The sequence below is a fragment of the Sphingobacterium rhinopitheci genome, from assembly GCF_022627575.1.
Classification (GTDB): Bacteria; Bacteroidota; Bacteroidia; order Sphingobacteriales; family Sphingobacteriaceae; genus Sphingobacterium; species Sphingobacterium rhinopitheci.
In genome coordinates this window covers 372,714-389,739 of sequence record NZ_JADEYQ010000001.1, presented here as the reverse complement: position 1 = coordinate 389,739, position 17,026 = coordinate 372,714, and the positions used below count along the sequence as shown (strand labels likewise).

13 protein-coding genes, 1 tRNA gene and 1 pseudogene are annotated in these 17,026 nt (G+C 35.0%); 7 read left to right on the top strand and 8 right to left on the bottom strand.

Translation table 11 applies throughout. The features are described 5' to 3' along the window. The first annotated feature begins 46 nt into the window (after positions 1–46). Positions 47–826, top strand: coding sequence for a Rossmann-fold NAD(P)-binding domain-containing protein (locus IP023_RS01775; RefSeq protein ID WP_241788529.1), 780 nt, complete (start codon positions 47–49; stop codon positions 824–826). 115 nt (positions 827–941) lie between these two features. On the opposite strand, the gene IP023_RS01770 is transcribed toward IP023_RS01775, so the two are convergent. Further along, on the bottom strand, positions 942–2,033 hold the full coding sequence (locus IP023_RS01770; RefSeq protein WP_241788528.1) for a hypothetical protein: 1,092 nt from the start codon (positions 2,031–2,033) through the stop codon (positions 942–944). 164 nt (positions 2,034–2,197) lie between these two features. Between IP023_RS01770 and IP023_RS01765 the strand changes: the two genes are divergently transcribed. After that, positions 2,198–2,980, top strand: coding sequence for a TIGR02757 family protein (locus IP023_RS01765; protein ID WP_241788527.1), 783 nt, complete (start codon positions 2,198–2,200; stop codon positions 2,978–2,980). A gap of 5 nt (positions 2,981–2,985) precedes the next feature. Here IP023_RS01765 and IP023_RS01760 read toward each other — a convergent pair whose 3' ends face one another. The 5 genes from IP023_RS01760 to IP023_RS01740 all read right to left on the bottom strand — a co-directional run bounded on the left by IP023_RS01760 (position 2,986) and on the right by IP023_RS01740 (position 8,947). Beyond that, positions 2,986–3,420: a GNAT family N-acetyltransferase gene (locus tag IP023_RS01760; RefSeq protein WP_241788526.1), complete on the bottom strand. Its 435-nt coding sequence runs from the start codon at positions 3,418–3,420 to the stop codon at positions 2,986–2,988. Beyond that, positions 3,420–4,415: a type I glyceraldehyde-3-phosphate dehydrogenase gene (gene gap / locus IP023_RS01755; protein WP_241788525.1), complete on the bottom strand. Its 996-nt coding sequence runs from the start codon at positions 4,413–4,415 to the stop codon at positions 3,420–3,422. Before gap ends, IP023_RS01760 begins: the two co-directional genes overlap by 1 nt. Before the next feature lie 10 nt (positions 4,416–4,425). Continuing rightward, a complete protein-coding gene (locus IP023_RS01750) occupies positions 4,426–5,046 on the bottom strand; it encodes a redoxin domain-containing protein (RefSeq protein WP_241788524.1) in 621 nt (206 codons plus the stop codon). Positions 5,047–5,192: 146 nt separating this feature from the next. Beyond that, a complete protein-coding gene (secDF, locus tag IP023_RS01745; protein ID WP_241788523.1) occupies positions 5,193–8,174 on the bottom strand; it encodes a protein translocase subunit SecDF in 2,982 nt (993 codons plus the stop codon). A gap of 296 nt (positions 8,175–8,470) precedes the next feature. Further along, on the bottom strand, positions 8,471–8,947 hold the full coding sequence (locus tag IP023_RS01740; RefSeq protein WP_241788522.1) for a hypothetical protein: 477 nt from the start codon (positions 8,945–8,947) through the stop codon (positions 8,471–8,473). A 200-nt stretch (positions 8,948–9,147) separates the two neighbouring features. Here IP023_RS01740 and guaB point away from each other — a divergent pair, with 200 nt between their 5' ends. Further along, positions 9,148–10,623, top strand: a complete 1,476-nt coding sequence (gene guaB, locus IP023_RS01735) for an IMP dehydrogenase (RefSeq protein WP_241788521.1) — start codon at positions 9,148–9,150, stop codon at positions 10,621–10,623. 293 nt (positions 10,624–10,916) lie between these two features. Here the strand turns inward: guaB and IP023_RS01730 are convergent. Then, positions 10,917–11,024 (bottom strand): annotated as a pseudogene (locus IP023_RS01730) (hypothetical protein); the annotation flags it as partial. An 804-nt stretch (positions 11,025–11,828) separates the two neighbouring features. Here IP023_RS01730 and IP023_RS01725 point away from each other — a divergent pair. The 4 genes from IP023_RS01725 to IP023_RS01710 all read left to right on the top strand — a co-directional run bounded on the left by IP023_RS01725 (position 11,829) and on the right by IP023_RS01710 (position 16,165). Then, positions 11,829–14,405 (top strand): phosphoenolpyruvate carboxylase, encoded by a 2,577-nt coding sequence (locus IP023_RS01725; protein ID WP_241788520.1) that lies wholly within the window; start codon positions 11,829–11,831, stop codon positions 14,403–14,405. Between the two features lie 53 nt (positions 14,406–14,458). Continuing rightward, on the top strand, positions 14,459–14,995 hold the full coding sequence (locus tag IP023_RS01720) for a hypothetical protein (RefSeq protein ID WP_241788519.1): 537 nt from the start codon (positions 14,459–14,461) through the stop codon (positions 14,993–14,995). A 151-nt stretch (positions 14,996–15,146) separates the two neighbouring features. Continuing rightward, on the top strand, positions 15,147–16,025 hold the full coding sequence (locus tag IP023_RS01715) for a Ppx/GppA phosphatase family protein (protein WP_241788518.1): 879 nt from the start codon (positions 15,147–15,149) through the stop codon (positions 16,023–16,025). A gap of 56 nt (positions 16,026–16,081) precedes the next feature. Continuing rightward, positions 16,082–16,165, top strand: a tRNA-Leu gene (locus IP023_RS01710). Between the two features lie 65 nt (positions 16,166–16,230). On the opposite strand, the gene IP023_RS01705 is transcribed toward IP023_RS01710, so the two are convergent. Further along, entirely contained in the window at positions 16,231–17,025 is a 795-nt protein-coding gene (locus IP023_RS01705; protein ID WP_241788517.1) for a (Fe-S)-binding protein, read from the bottom strand. Position 17,026 lies beyond the last annotated feature (1 nt).

Sequence of the window (17,026 nt, the reverse complement as noted above, 5' to 3'; positions counted from 1 at the left end):
AAAAGTTTAGCTTTTATTCCTTCTTTTGTTTTTTATCTTTAGATGAATGAAAAAAGTATTGATTTTAGGTTGCGGTTGGGTAGCTGAAGATTTAGCGACCAAACTATTAGCTGACGGCCATCAGGTATGGGCTACTACTACACAGGAAGAAAAGGCTTCACGCCTTTATGATCTAGGCATCAATGCTATAAGGGTTAATTTTGATACTGACAATGATCTTCCATCTATACCAGTATCATTTGATTATGTACTGACTTCTGTACCCGCTTCATCAAAGATAGATCTTCAACAAACGAAAGCGAGATTTGAAAATGTTAAGGCCTATTTGCAGCGTATTAATTATACCAAAAATATATACTTAAGTTCTATCGGTGTTTATCCAAATATTGACTATATTTTTGATGAAGATTATGATGATATCATGAATGAACGATTGATCGTTGCCGAAGATATTATGCTGTCGTTGGATAGTACGGTAATTTATCGCTTGGGAGGTTTATTTGGTAAGAACCGTATTTTTGCTAAGTATTTTGAAAATAGGATATGTACTACAGGTGATCAGTTGTCTAATTTTGTGCATGTCGATGATGTTGTACAATTGATATGTCAAGGTTTTCAAGTTGATCTGAAATGTACTATATATAATATTGTAGCGCCTTTACATCCGAAAAAGAAAGATGTTATAATAGCTTCAGCCATGAAGCATGGTTATCAAGTGCCTTTGGCCTGGGAGCCTAACGATTCGTTCCAAAAATTAGTCCATGGTACGCGGATAACCCAAGAATTGGATTACAGCTTCCTATACGCTGATCCATTACTATTTTAAATATGCATTATCGAATAGTTTTCAAGCGTTAGCTGGGCTTCGATGTTAATATAAATCAAGATCAGTAGTACATTTACCTTTCGTGGTTTGCATTACTGATCTTTCGTATTATATTTTAGTTTCCTTTGATATTCTTCAAGAATATTCTTACTGTAGTTTCTATACTATTGGCAATAGGCTTCTCAGCTACAATAGTTAATGTGATATATTCACTACGAAAATTAGTCTCCCTTTTTTTTGTGTAGTCGTATTCGTAAAATTCAAATTTATCATTATTACCTACTTTTTTGGCGCCCATCCTTTCCCATTCCGCTAGGTAAGCAATTGAATTGCTGGAAAGAATATTATATTGTATAGCTACTAATTTATTGAAAGGATCTACAACGGTATAAATAGGTTGGTTGCGGTTTAATTTTTTAGTATAACAAAATTCTGTATACTTTTTATTATTCTGTGTCGAAAGGTAATTGAAGTATATGCTACTTAAATTGGCCGTGCTATTGTCTGAAGTCGCATTATAGCTATTTTTGTAGATAAGATTGTCAGATAAATGTTGCGTTGTCGAGCCAAAATATGTGCACAATGTTTCCAAATTAAAAGGCATTTGTAGGTAATAGTATTTTTCCCTTAATAATTCATTTTGTTTGGCTGTTTTCTTTTTTATTTCCAGCATCTTTTGCACTTCTTCTTCTGACAACAATTTTATATTGTTATATATTTTAGTATTACTTTCTATAGTTTTTGGGAAACTCGCGTATAGCGTATTCATATTTTGACGGATATTTGTCGCCGTCAGTCTAAACGTTTTATCACCGATATCTAATTTTATTAGCATGGGATATCTGGAGGTGATAAACTCAAATTTTTTTGTGGACTTCTCTTTGGCTAGGAAATTATTTTTTTGCAATATTTTTAATATTTCTGAAACAGCATCAACATTTTCTTCTAATATGAACGAAATATTTTGATTGTTTTTGGGTATGGTTATTTTGGAAATACGTTGGCCGAATGTATTGCTTTGTATCATCGTGTAAGAACTATCATTCTGTTTACGATAAGCCATATTAAGCAGATGGTTCTGTATATTAACGGGGTGACTTACTAATTGAATTAATTTAGATTCTGTGATGAGCAATTTGCTGTCTTGAGCTTTTATTTTAAAACTGTAGGAAAGGAGTAGTGCTAGAATGATAAAAATATGTTTCATAAAAAATAACGTTTTCGGCATTTATATGCTCTCGTCGGTTGATTGTTAGCGATTAAAGTGCAAAGGTAAGGAAAATGCTAAAAATACAGCTACTCGTTAGTGTGGCGCTTTCTTTATTTACCTGCTTATAACACAAAATCCAATGTACGCCGTTATCTTTGTATATGTCAGATTTTAATATCAAGAAATTTTTAGATAAAAAGGTAAAAGAGTATAATCAAACCAGTTTCATTGCTAATGATCCAGTTTGTATACCACATCTTTTTACCCAAAAGCAGGATATAGAGATAATGGGATTTATTGCTTCTATATTGGCATGGGGGCAGCGTAAGACTATCATCAATAAATGTAAGGAACTAATCGATAGGATGGGAGGGACTCCCTATTTTTTTGTTATGAACCATAATGACGATGATTTGAAAAATCTCCTAGGCTTCAAGCATCGTACTTTCAACGATACTGATTTACTTTATTTTGTAGCTTTCTTTAGGTATCATTATGAACGATTCGACTCCTTAGAAGATGCTTTTTTGATAGGTCAAGAGAAGGTAAAACCCAAAGCGATAGCGATAGAGAAAGCATTGGATAATTTTAAAAGTTATTTTTTCTCTTTACCAGATTATCCTATTCGAACCCGAAAGCATGTGAGCTCGCCCATGCAAAAGTCGAGCTGTAAGAGATTGAATATGTTTTTGAGATGGATGGTGCGTGTAGATGATAATGGCGTAGATTTTGGAATATGGAATAGAATTGCACCTTCTCAATTGATATGCCCCTGTGATGTGCATGTAGAGCGGGTAGCCCGCAAATTTCAACTCATAACATTGGATAAGGTCAATTGGAAAACGGCTGTTGAGTTGACCGCAAATCTCGCCCTATTAGATGCTAGAGATCCTGTAAAGTATGATTTTGCGCTCTTTGGACTTGGTGTTGAACGTGAAATGTAAGAATACTACAGGTATTTAAACATTTCACGATGTGGACCTATTCCTGGAATATCAAATTCGTCGGACATAAATTCAAAGCCTAAAGATTCGTAAAATGGAAAGGCTACAGTGCGCGCATTAAACCATAGATATTCTACCTCCAATTGTAGTTTTAGGTGCGCTATAGCGGCGTTTAGTAGCGCTTTAGCATAGCCTTTGCGACGCGCTTCAGGATGCGTTGCCAGCCCACGCAAACGATAGGCTTCTTTGGCCAATTTACCATGTTTTTCGCGCATGCAGGTAAGTACGCATCGAAGGGTATTAGTATCATCAAAATACCCTAAATGAAAAGTACTTGGTAAATGGTCATGGTCAAATAAACATTCTTGCTCTGCCAATCCGTTACGTAATACCAGGGAGCGCAATGCCAATGTCTGTTCAGCAGGAATAAAACGGATCATTATTTACTTATTTTTTCTATGATATCTACTAAACGGTTAGAATAACCAAATTCATTATCATACCATCCTACTACTTTTACTAATCCTCCAACAATAGATGTCAGCTGCGCATCGAATACGCATGAATATGGATTGTTGATGATATCAATAGATACAATGGGATCCTCGGTATAATAAAGAACTTGTTTTAACTCCTTTGCAGCAGCTTCTTTAAATTTAAGATTGATTTCCGCTACCGTTGTTTTTTTTGTTAATGTACATGTGAAATCCGTAAGCGAACCGTTCAATACTGGTACACGAATACCTGCACCGCCGAGCTTACCTTCAAGATGTGGAAAAACATTTGTGATTGCTTTTGCGGCACCTGTTGTAGTAGGGATGATAGAGGACGAGGCTGCACGTGCTCTGCGTAAATCTCTGTGTGGTGAATCATGCAGATTTTGATCTCCTGTCATTGAATGTACAGTAGTGATATAACCATCTTGAATACCCCAGTTTTCATCTAATATTTTTACTAAAGGTGCGACATTATTTGTCGTACAAGAAGCATTAGAAAAGATTGGCGCTTGCCAATCAAAATCTTTATCATTGATACCTAATACTACAGTAGGTATTTCTTTATCTGCTGAAGGAGCAGAGATGATCACTTGTTTAGCGCCAGCGATTAAGTGTCTGTTGGCTTTTTCTTTGCTTGTGAAAAGTCCTGTAGATTCAATTACGACATCAATACTTAGATCATCCCAAGGTAAATCTACAGGGTCTTTCTCTTGAATAATTTTTATAGTTTTCCCATTTACAATGATGGAATCTTTTGTACTACTGATTTCGCCAGGGAATGGTCCGTGAACGGAATCATATTTTAATAAATGAGCAAGGGTGCTAGCATCCGTTAAATCATTTATAGCAACGATTTCGACATCTTTCAATGCGCGTGTTACTATATTTCTTAGGGTATGTCTGCCAATCCTTCCAAACCCGTTTATCGCTAATCTCATTGTATAGCTGCTATTTAGTATATGCTTCTATAATTTGGTTGATATCGCGTTCGCCATCCCATGAGGTTTGTAATTTCATATCTGCACCATAGACATAGTTTGCTGGGAATTGTTTAGGAATATGAAATTTCTGAATGAAATCTTGGTTCTTGTCATATAAAACCTCAATATTGGGCTTACCTACTAATTCTTTACCAAATGTTTCTAAGAATGAAGCTTGCATTGCAGGGTCATTCATCGATACGAAATAGATATTTATATCTTTTATCTTATTATAGTTTTTACCTAATGCTGCAGCTTCTGTTTGGCAATGTGAACAGCCTGGATCAAATAATATAAAAACTGTCTTTTTCCCTTGAGGAATATCATTATTGCTAAAAGACATGCCTGATTTTACTTTGTAAAATGTGAAGGCAGGTATAGCTTGTGCCGGTGCTGTTTGAGCAGCTGATGTAGGTGCTGAAGCATGATCTTCTGAAGCACTATGCGCACTGTGATCATGGCCTGCATGTGGATCTTGAGCTGCTTGTTCTGTTGCCGCTGAGGTATTATTACTTTGTGCATTTGAGCAGCTTGATAGAGCTAATGCTGATGCTATAACAAAGCAAGCTGGAGTTAATATTTTCTTCATACTTTTATAGTTTTGAATATATGCAAATCTATAAAAAATAATAACTGCTTTACGTCATAATTATGCTATGTTATCTGCTATAGCACAAAAAAGAGGCTTATCTATAGTTAGATAAGCCTCTTTTTTGTTAAAGAATAGATTTACGATTAAGGTGTTACCACTTTAACTTTATTTCCTTCCTTTTCAGCATCTTCTAATAAGCTATTTTTACCTAAGTCGTAAACTACAGGTGAAGCTAAGATGATAGAAGAGTATGTACCTACTATAATACCTACTAAAATCGCGAAAGAGAAACCTCTAATTACTTCTCCACCGAATATAAATAATACAACTAATACAAATATTATGGTTAACGATGTAATAACTGTACGACTTAATGTAGTATTGATCGCATGGTTAACTACATCTCCGAAATTTTTATGTTGTCCTTTTGCTTTGCTTACATCTTCACGGATACGGTCAAAAACAACTACAGTATCATTTACGGAGTAGCCTAATACCGTCAGGAAGGCTGCAACAAAGTGTTGGTCAATATCTAAAGAGAAAGGTACTAATCCATCTAATATAGAGAATAGACCTAATAAGATGATACCATCATGGATTGTTGCTACTGCAGCACCTGCTGAATATTGCCATTTACGGAAACGAATTAAGATATATATCGCTATGATTGCAATAGATAATACTGATGACCAGATTGCTCTTTCTTTAATATCTGTAGCGATTGAAGGCCCTACTTTTTGGGATGATAAGATCTCGTATTTGTTACCTTCAATTTTTGATAGTCCATCATTTAATTTCGCTAATACCTCTGCATCGGCTTCATCTGTTGTTTCTTGGATATGGTAAGTTGTTGTTACACGTACTTGATTCGAATTACCAAAAGTTTTCACCTCTGTAGTTGATTGGAATACATCATCTAGGTGTTTTCTTACATCTTCTACATTTACAGCTTCATCATAGCTTACTGTATAAGTACGTCCTCCTTGGAAATCAACACCATAAGAGAAACCTTTAATAGCAATACTTGCAATTGAAATAATAACCGCTATTCCAGAAATTATATAGAATATTTTACGCTTATTAATGAATTGGAAATTTGCATTCAATAATGTGTTTGCTGACCAAGGGAAAGAAACACTAATCTTGATATCTCTATCCAACATGAATTCGAAAATCAAGCGAGAGATAAAGATCGACGTAAATAATGACGTTATAATACCTATCATTAATGTCGTTGCAAAACCTAATATCGGACCTGTTCCGAAGAAGAATAATACAACACCTACTAAGAATGTAGTGATCTGAGAGTCAAGGATTGATGGTAATGCATGTTTGTAACCGTCAGCAATAGCTTGACGCATACTTTTTCCATTACGTAGCTCCTCACGGATACGTTCGTATATGAGGACGTTGGCATCTACAGCGGTACCCATTGTCAATACAATACCGGCAATACCAGGTAATGTTAATACAGCGTTTAATGACGCTAATATACCCATTAAGAAAAATACGTTGAATAATACAGCGATGTTTGCAGCCCAACCAGCTCTATTGTAGTAAGTAACCATGAAAATCATTACTACGATGATACCGATGATAGCAGAGTTAACTCCTGCATCGATAGCTGCTTGTCCTAATGATGGACCTACGATAGCTTCTTCAACGATTTTTGCGGTAGTAGGTAGACGACCTGCTTTCAATACATTCGCTAAATCTTTCGTGTCTTCAATAGTGAAGCTACCAGAGATTACTGAACTACCACCTGGAATTTCTTGATTTACCGAAGGTGCAGAATAAACAACACCATCTAATACGATAGCAATAGCTTCTCTATTTTGTGCTGCTTTTGCAGTGATTTTACGCCATTCTTTTGAACCATAAGAGTTCATTTGCATGTTTACAACAGGCGCATTTGTTTGCTGATCAAAATTATCTTTAGCATCAGTGATTACATCTCCTGTCAAGACAGAAGGATTTTCTCCCGGTGCTAATTTGATCGCGTATAACGATAAGAAGTTAGGTGAGTTTTGCTCTGGCTTAACCGCCCACATTAACTTTAAATTGGCTGGGATTTGATTTTTAACCTCTGGTCTTGCCAAATAAGCATTAACTTTAGCTGTATCTTTTAGATTAGCAATACCGACTTGAGGGCCAGGTGCTAATTGTTGTTGACCATTTTCTGCTTGATAAGTAGAAGGCATTAGAACCGCAAAAAGCGGATTCTCAGCGGCTAGATTACTTGCTAAAGCTGTAGAGTCTTTTTTATCTCCAGATAGATTAGCTAATAAGCTTTTTTCATTTTTCGTAGAATCAACTTTCGTAGAATCTGTGCTGGGCTTAGTAGTCGATTTTAAAGAGGATACTAATGTTTTATTAACATTGTCCAATAAAGGATAGATCTGTCCATTATCAAATGTTTCGTAAAATTCTAATTTTGCGGAACCTTGTAATAACTTACGAACACGACTTTCATCATTTACGCCTGGCAATTCGATTAAGATACGATTTGTACCTTGTTGAATTTGAATATTTGGAGAAGTTACACCAAATTTATCAATACGTGTACGTAGTACCTTATAGGAGTTTTGGATAGCATTATCTGCTTCTTTAGCTAAGAAATTTCTAACATCACTATCTGAACTAGTAGATTTAATGAAATTTGAGTTATCATTTGTTGCAAAGAATGAAGCTAATGGAGTAGACGCTCCTGATGTTTTGTATTCTTCAATAAATAAATCAACAACGGATTTATTTACCGATTTACTTTTTTGAATTGCATTAGCTAATGCAAGGTTGAACTTTTCATCCTTAGGTTTGTTTGCTAGATTTGATATTAACTCATCTAACGAAATTTCCATAGTTACGTTCATACCACCTTTAAGGTCTAGACCCAAAGCTAATTCTTGAGCTTTAGCCTCTCTGTACGTAAACTTAGCAAAACCTAAATTGTAAATTGGTTCACCTGCGATAGAATCTAAGTAAGATTTTTCTTTTGCAATATCACCTCCTGCGTATGATGCAGCATCACGTTCCACTTTTCTAGTGAAAAAAGTGAATGATAGCGCATAGAGACAAGCTAATGTCACTATTACTACCAAAAATTTAATCAGCCCTTTACTCTGCATTTTCTTATTGTTTCTATTAGTTTGATATAGTTTATATTTTATTGCGCTGTAATGATAACATAATTTACCAAGAATCGCAAAGGTATAAAAAAAATGTATAAAGAATATATCGATTTATAGCGATTTATTTCTTCTTAATTTACTTAATTGTTTTTTATATCTGTAGGAGGTTTATCTAAATACTATAAAAATGGATTAATCCTACCGAAGCAAGATTGTCTGTTGCTGTGGGAGCTAACAATAGTATAGATTGAAAAAAAAGGGACATTAATTTAATAACGTCCCTTTATAATTTTTTATTTTAAGATGTATTTAACACCAAATGTGAAACCATCACCTTGGAAACCTGTATTGTGGTTTACACCTAATAATGGTTTGTAATCTAAGTGCATTGCGATAGGAATAGTAGGGATTTTGTACTCTAAACCGATTTGAGGACGTAAGCCTATATATGTTTCAGAGTGTCCATCATAATTCCAAAAACCTAATTGAGCACCGATACCTGCATACCATGCCAAACCTTCAGCACCGTTGATTGCTTTTTCGTACTGCCAATCCGCGCCAACACTAACCCAATTGTTACGGAAAGCTGCTTGAATTTGTAAAGCTTGAGGGCCTTTTAATGCTGTCTTGTATTGAATACCTACATTCGATCCATCATTTCCATCAAAAACAATACCTAAGGCAGATTTGAAAGGCGTCTGTGCTTTTGCCTCTTGCGAAAGTACACAGAAAGATACAGCAGCTAATAATGGTAAGAATAATTTTTTCATAGAATTTGTATTATAAAATTGTTTTGTTGTCTAAATCAACAGCAAAGTTCTTGCCATGATTTAGAGCATTGGCAACAATTATAAAGATTTTTTATCGTAATTCATAGTTTTGGATGCTGTTTTGTTGCATAGGAATTTGTAATTCGATTTTTTTTTTGTAATTTTGTCTGGCAAATAGAAAACCCACAAAGGTATTTGCCATGCAATTAGATCCACAAAAATTCGTAGCTGAAGGTCTTACATACGACGATGTATTATTAATACCAGCTTATTCAGAGATTCTACCTAGAGACGTAGATACAAGTACATATTTAACGAAAAAAATTAAACTCAATATTCCTTTAGTATCTGCAGCGATGGATACGGTTACAGGTGCTGATTTAGCAATTGCTATTGCTCAAGCGGGCGGAATTGGTATGTTGCATAAGAATATGACTATCGATGAACAGGCAGCTGAGGTACGTAAAGTAAAACGTTCGGAGAGTGGGATGATTCAGGATCCTGTTACTTTATTAGAATCTGCAACTGTAGGAGATGCTTTCAGTATTATGAGAGAACACAAAATCGGCGGTATTCCTGTTATTGATAATGCAGGTAAATTAGTCGGTATCGTGACCAATCGTGACTTGCGATTCCAAAAGGATATGACTAGACCGATTAGTGATTTGATGACTAAAGATAATTTAGTCGTAGCTCCAGAAGGTACTGATTTAGTAATGGCTGAAGAGATATTGCAAAATGAAAAAATCGAAAAATTACCTGTTGTCGATGGCAATTATATACTTAAAGGCTTAATTACTTTTAAAGATATTCAAAAATATAAACATTATCCTAATGCAGCTAAAGATGAACACGGGCGTCTTTTAGTAGGTGCAGCTGTAGGAGTAACTGCTGATACTGTAGAGCGTGTTGATGCGCTAGTAAAAGCAGGAGTCGATGTAATCACTATTGATACTGCTCATGGTCATTCTTTGGGTGTTGTTAATAAGTTAAAAGAAGTAAAAGCAAAATATCCTGAACTTCAGGTTATCGTTGGAAATATAGCGACAGCAGCAGCAGCTACAATGTTAGCTGAAGCGGGTGCTGATGCCGTAAAAGTAGGTATTGGTCCAGGTTCAATTTGTACTACTCGTATTATAGCAGGTGTAGGCGTACCTCAGTTGTATGCTGTATATGAAGTAGCCAAAGCCTTAAAAGGAACGGGTGTTCCTTTAATTGCGGATGGTGGTATCAAACAGACAGGTGATTTTGCTAAAGCAATTGCAGCAGGGGCAAGTACGATTATGGCTGGCTCTTTGTTTGCAGGTGTCGAAGAAGCACCAGGCGAAACCATATTATTAGAAGGGCGTAAGTTTAAATCTTACCGTGGGATGGGTTCTGTAGAGGCAATGGAAAAAGGCTCTAAAGATCGTTATTTCCAAGATGTTGAAGATGATATCAAAAAATTAGTGCCCGAAGGTATCGTAGGTCGTGTACCTTATAAAGGTACGCTTGCTGAAGTAGTATACCAATATATTGGTGGTCTTCGTGCTTCAATGGGCTACTGTGGTGCTGCGACGATAGAAAAACTTCAAGAAGCCCAATTTGTACGTATTACAGGTGCAGGTTTGAGAGAATCTCATCCACATAATATTCAAATTACTAAAGAGGCACCTAATTACAATAGTAGAGGTTAATTCATACTTTTTTAGGAAATAAGAGGCTGTCTCAAAATAATTGAGGCGGCCTTTTTTAGTTTTAAATGAATCTGTCAGCGTATAGCTACTTGTGTGAGCTTTAAGTTGATCATCCTTTCAATATTTAGAAAAAACAGGTATGAAAATGGTCTTTTCAGACCGCTTTCTTATTAATGTTTGGTGCTATTGCCAATAACCCCATTCTATGGACACTTTGGTTTTACCGCGAAGCATAAAGCGGCGGAATTTTTGATTTTTTTTATGTTTCCGAAGACCCGTTCCACATCACAACATCACTTTTTGCGTTTAGCAATTCCTTCTTCGCTATTGAGCAGTTCATGTGCTATTTCTTTGTGTCGGTTCAGGATTTCATTTACTTGAATAATTCTATTTCCTGTACTTTGATGATAAGCTCTTTTTAACGGACAATTAGTGCAATTTACAGCTTGGTATTTTTTTTCTCTTGCTCAAAACCTGAACCATATTTTATTCCAAATGTGCCTAAATATACCATATTTTGCCCTGGTTAGATTGTTTTTTGCTATTTCATCAGTTGAATTAATAGCTCTATACATACTATGTTTATCATTTATAGTCTTATCATTATAATCGGTTCGAGGTAAGTATATATACACATGCTTGTTTTCTTTATCATCATGAACATGCATATAGTAAGGCTATTTATTGGGGTCAATATTCAATGTTTTTGCAATAATTTTTTTTGATAATTTACGAAGTTCCTTGTTAGTTAATTACTAGCCGTCATCACCTGCAGGAGCTAAAACCATGGAAAAATACTTCATTAATTAATTCTTTCGGATTGTCTTAATTCCATTGTTTGATTTCCGAAAAAAGCTCACTTGGAGCTTTCCTTATCAGCTTATTTTGATCAAGCTGATAACCTCGTTTTTTACGTTGGTCTTGTTTATCCTCGAATAAGTAGGCTATACCATTGGCACTTCCTCTTATTTTTTGAATATCAATACGCTTAACATATCAATACTTTTGAGGGTATTTTGATTAACAGACGGTATGTAATTCGTTATTATGGTAGTTATGTAGAATTATATAGTTTATTTTTGTACGATTTGTAAAAAAATAATATTAAAAATATAAAAATGATAATAATAGACACTAAATTATATTAATGTCGTATATTTGGTTAAGAGTTTTAACAAATTACAGATACTAATTATTCATTATTAATGAAATTAAGTCAGAAACAGGCGCTTTTCGAATCAGAGGTTTTAACACGTTTTGATTTATTTAAAAGTTTATTCTTAACCCTGCCATTCCAGCGTGTTAAGCATACTGGTACATTATTACCTTTCTTTACGACCCATTGTGAAGAAGGGGTAGAGAAGCATCTTTCACCTGAGGTTATTATTGATAGTTTCTTTGGGCAATACGAACAATATGTTCTTGCTGAAGATCGTATAGATTTGCTTTTTAGAATCGTACAATATATCGAGAGACAGGTTGTTTTATTTGATGCTATCGAAGATTCTGCATTTCAAGCGGTGGGTCGTTCCGATGAAAGTGTTGGTTTGGATGCATTGTTCTCTTTAGTAAGGAATGATGATAAATTAAAAGGTCGTATCGTCGAAAAATTAAAGGATTTCTCTGTAAGATTAGTACTAACAGCACACCCTACGCAGTTTTATCCTGGTCCTGTATTAGGGATTATAAATGATTTGATTGAAGCTATTAAAGCAAATGATATTTCTAATATCAATTTGTTATTACAACAATTGGGTAAAACACCATTTATTAAAAAGCAAAAGCCAACACCTGTTGATGAAGCAATTAGCTTAGCTTGGTACTTGGAGAATGTATTTTATAAAGTTACCTCTGGTATTCAATCAAAAATAGATAGCGAATTGGATGTTGATGGTAAAGAAGTGAAGCAACTTGTAGAATTAGGCTTTTGGCCAGGAGGTGATAGAGATGGAAATCCTAACGTGACTGTTGAAAGTACTAAACGTGTAGCTTCAATGCTTAGAACGATACTTTTCCGTTGTTATTATCGTGATTTTAGAATCGTAAAAAGAAGAATTACTTTCAGAGGGGCAGAGCAATACTTGGATAATCTTCAAAATCTGTTTTATGAAAATAGTTTTAATCCGATAGATAACCCAACGAATGATACAGAGGAGATTTTGACAAATCTTGAAGCTATTAAATCAGTTTTGAATGATCTTCATAATGGTTTATTCATCGAGTTGGTAGAGGATTTAATACATAAAGTGAAAACATTTGGTTGCTTCTTTGCAACATTAGATATCCGCCAAGATAGTTCTGTGTTACGTGAAACGACAACCTATTTGGCTAAACATTATCCGGATGAAACGAGAATCAATATTGCTGATTTAAACGGATCTGAAGAGAATAAACAAGCATCGCTAAAATTTACTGAAGCTACACTCGATTGTAAAGAAGATGCCGAAGCTTTGGTTCAAGATACAATTGGCGTAATTCGCCACCTAAAAAATATTCAAGCCTCAGGAAGTGAGCGCGCAGCACAGCGATTTATCATTTCTAACTGCCAACAAGCATCAGATATATTAGCTTTGATGCAATTGTTTTTATGGCAAGGATGGACGAAAGAGGATCTTACTATTGATTTTGTCCCATTGTTTGAGACGGTAGATGATTTATCTAGAGCGTCAGATGTAATGCGTACATTATATACAAATACAAATTATGCTAGTCATCTAAAGAAAAGAGGAAATAAGCAAACGATTATGTTAGGCTTTTCGGATAGTACCAAAGATGGTGGTTATTTGATGGCCAATTGGTCTATTTATAAGGCTAAGATTGAATTAACAGCCTTGGCGCGTGAATATGATGTAGATTTAGTATTTTTTGATGGTCGTGGTGGCCCTCCAGCACGTGGTGGAGGTAAGACACAGCGATTCTATGCTTCAATGGGTAAAGATATTGAAAATAAGCATATTCAATTGACAATACAAGGACAGACAATCAGTAGCCAATATGGTTCTCTGGATACTGCTCAATACAATATTGAACAGCTGGTACACGCCGGATTAATCTCCGAATTGAAGCAAAATGAAGGTGATACATTAACAAAAAAACAAAAGGAAATTATTAATGATATTGCTTTAGTGAGCTATAATAAATTTATGAGTTTGCGTAATCACCCGCAATTTCTTAAATATTTGGAAACATTGAGCCCGTTGAAGTCCCTATCATCCATCAATATCAGTAGTCGTCCTGTAAAACGTAATTCAGATAAAGAGCTTCGTTTAGAAGATTTACGCGCTATATCATTTGTTACAGCATGGAGCCAATTGAAACAGAATATCCCAGGATTCTATGGTGTAGGTACAGCTTTGCAATGGGCAGAGGAAAACAACTTATGGTCATACGTTCATAATTTATATCAAAATTCAGGCTTCTTTAATACATTATTAGATAATTGTATGATGTCTATGACAAAATCTAATTTTGATATTACATCGTATATGAAAGATGATGCTGTATTCGGTGAATTCTGGATGAACTTGAATGAAGAGTTTGAGAAGACTAAAAAATACCTAAAGAAGTTGACAGGTTTTTCGGTGTTAATGGAGAATTATCCGGTTGAAAGAGAATCAATCTTGCAAAGGGAAAAAATCGTTCTACCGCTATTAATTATTCAACAGTACGCAACACGATCACTAGAAAAAGAAAATCTAGACGAAAAACAAGAACAGATTTATAGAAAATTGATTAGTAGAACGCTATATGGTGTAGTAAATGCAGGAAGAAATTTAGCATAATGCGGAATTCTAATAGATATTTTATACTTTTGTAGACGTAAAAAAGAATAGAAATGAAATTAAATACTTTATTCGTAGCAGCCATTTGTGCAAGTACTTTGCTTAATTCTTGTGTTTTCAAGACTGCTCAAGAAAATCAATTACAATATACACATACATCATTAGTGGATGGAGATGCTTATGTAATTATTCAACATGTAAATGAGGTTGCTATAGAAGGTACTAAGTATGCAGAGAATGCAGAAAATGCGGCAGAGTCAAAGGACGTAGCTGTTAAGGTAAAAGATTTCTACACACAATTTTTACCACAGTTAGATAGTGTTTCTACGGAATTTGATGTTATATTGAATCCTGTACCATCTACTATTACGCCTTCTGTTGATACAACAGGAAATGCATTTTTAGCCCAGGAGCACATTGATTATGTGCATCGTGCACAAGAAGAAATTGCTTTTGTAAAGCTACAACTAGGTCGACTTACAAAAAATACAAATCCGACATTACAAAAGTTTGGTAAAGAGCAATTAGCTAAAGCAGAAGAACTATACACGCAAATTGGTGGTAAAGCAGAAGCACACGCTCACCATTAAAAGAAAAAAATAATCTTAATATAAAAAAAGCATCTCAAAAGGATGCTTTTTTTATTAAATTGTAAAGCAAATTGTAAGTTTACAATTTATTAATACAAGTATAATAGGACAGTAGTATACTTGTAATTATTAATTAATTTATATTATCATAGTGAGATACGCAGCGATAGATATTGGCTCAAATGCGGTTAGGCTTTTGATTGCAGACATTATTGACAAAGGTAGTGAGGTAATTTATACTAAAAATACACTCTTACGAGTACCGCTCCGACTTGGGGACGACGCATTTATTGATAAGCGTATTTCTAAGGGTAAGTTTGAGGATATGGTCAAGACTATGAGTGCTTTTCGTAGTCTGATGGATGTTTATAAAGTATCTGATTATATCGCTTGCGCTACCTCAGCAATGCGTGATGCTGAAAATGGGGGAGAGATAGTTAAGGCATGTAAAGAATCGGGTATTGATATCCAAATTATTGATGGCTCCGAAGAAGCAAAAATTATCTTTAATTCGAATCTATCGGATAAAATAGATAAAGATAAGGTGTATTTATATATTGATGTAGGTGGTGGTAGTACAGAGATTTCACTATTTGCAAATGGAACTCTTGTGTCATCGCGTTCTTTTAATCTAGGTACGATTCGTATCCTTGATAATCAAGATAACCCTGAAACTTGGGATGACATGCGTATATGGGTGAAAGAGATAACTAAAGGGTATAAAAATATATATGGTATTGGTACTGGTGGTAATATAAATAAGCTCTCAAGAATTGCTAATGCAAAGGATGATATGCCTATTACATACGCAAAGTTGAATGCTATATATCTTTACCTAAATTCATTTTCGATGAAAGATCGTATTCAGAATTTAGGATTGCGTTCGGATCGTGCAGATGTTATTATCCCAGCATCTGAGATTTTTTTGACTATAATGAAAGTTGGACATCTCAAAAATATAGTCGCTCCTAGAGTAGGTATGGTTGATGGTATTATTCAAACACTAATAAATAAAAATTTTATTAAATAATCTGCTCAAAAACTCTTGTACCTTCAAAAAAAAGATATATTTTTGTTCGTATTAATACCTAGGTGGCGAAATTGGTAGACGCACCATCTTGAGGGGGTGGCGCTTGCAAGGGCGTGGCAGTTCGAATCTGCTTCTAGGTACATAACAAAGTAAAGGATCGCAAATTTATAGCGATCCTTTTTTGTTTTTGCCGCTATTTATAATCTTATATTTTATTAGATCTGACTGTTATTTCAGCGATATCTAGAACAGTTATTTGTTGTTCTTTTTCTTTGATCTTGACCCCATCACTAAGCATGGTCATACAGAAGGGACATGCAGAGGCCACTACAGTAGCTTGTGATGCTATTACATCATCCATTCGTTCTATATTGATATCTTTATTTCCTGCTTCAGGCTCTTTAAACATTTGGGCACCGCCCGCACCACAACATAGACCATTGCTTTTGCATCGTTTCAATTCAATAAGGTCAGCATCTAGTGATTCTAACACCTTACGTGGTGCTTCATATACTTCATTGGCACGGCCTAGATAACAGGGATCGTGGTAGGTTATTTTTTTACCTTTAAATTCATGCCCATCCGCTGGTTTCAAACGTCCTTCATCAATCAATGCTTGTATCAATTGGGTATGATGAATTACTTCATAATGTCCACCTAGATTGGGATATTCATTTTTAATTGTATTGAAGCAATGTGGACAGGCTGTTACTATTTTTTTGATTTCATATCCATCCAATACTTGGATATTCATCATCGCTTGCATCTGGAAGAGGAATTCGTTTCCCGAACGTTTGGCCGGATCACCTGTGCAACTTTCTTCGGTTCCTAAAATCGCATATTTAATGCCTACATGATTTAAAATCTTACAAATATCTCTAGTGATACGTTGTGCTCGCTCATCAAATGAACCCGAACAGCCAACCCAAAATAATAAATCTGGTGTTTCGCCTTTGCTAATCAATTCGGCTACAGTAGGTATATATAGTTGGTTTTCCATA

Excerpts from the sequence above, each read along its gene's own strand:
- IP023_RS01720 (WP_241788519.1), top strand. The coding sequence starts at position 14,459 with ATGAAATTAAATACTTTATTCGTAGCAGCCATTTGTGCAAGTACTTTG.
- IP023_RS01705 (WP_241788517.1), bottom strand. The coding sequence starts at position 17,025 with ATGGAAAACCAACTATATATACCTACTGTAGCCGAATTGATTAGCAAA.
- IP023_RS01760 (WP_241788526.1), bottom strand. The coding sequence starts at position 3,420 with ATGATCCGTTTTATTCCTGCTGAACAGACATTGGCATTGCGCTCCCTG.
- IP023_RS01770 (WP_241788528.1), bottom strand. The coding sequence starts at position 2,033 with ATGAAACATATTTTTATCATTCTAGCACTACTCCTTTCCTACAGTTTT.
- IP023_RS01725 (WP_241788520.1), top strand. The coding sequence starts at position 11,829 with ATGAAATTAAGTCAGAAACAGGCGCTTTTCGAATCAGAGGTTTTAACA.
- IP023_RS01750 (WP_241788524.1), bottom strand. The coding sequence starts at position 5,046 with ATGAAGAAAATATTAACTCCAGCTTGCTTTGTTATAGCATCAGCATTA.
- guaB (WP_241788521.1), top strand. The coding sequence starts at position 9,148 with ATGCAATTAGATCCACAAAAATTCGTAGCTGAAGGTCTTACATACGAC.
- IP023_RS01740 (WP_241788522.1), bottom strand. The coding sequence starts at position 8,947 with ATGAAAAAATTATTCTTACCATTATTAGCTGCTGTATCTTTCTGTGTA.
- IP023_RS01765 (WP_241788527.1), top strand. The coding sequence starts at position 2,198 with ATGTCAGATTTTAATATCAAGAAATTTTTAGATAAAAAGGTAAAAGAG.
- IP023_RS01775 (WP_241788529.1), top strand. The coding sequence starts at position 47 with ATGAAAAAAGTATTGATTTTAGGTTGCGGTTGGGTAGCTGAAGATTTA.
- secDF (WP_241788523.1), bottom strand. The coding sequence starts at position 8,174 with ATGCAGAGTAAAGGGCTGATTAAATTTTTGGTAGTAATAGTGACATTA.
- gap (WP_241788525.1), bottom strand. The coding sequence starts at position 4,415 with ATGAGATTAGCGATAAACGGGTTTGGAAGGATTGGCAGACATACCCTA.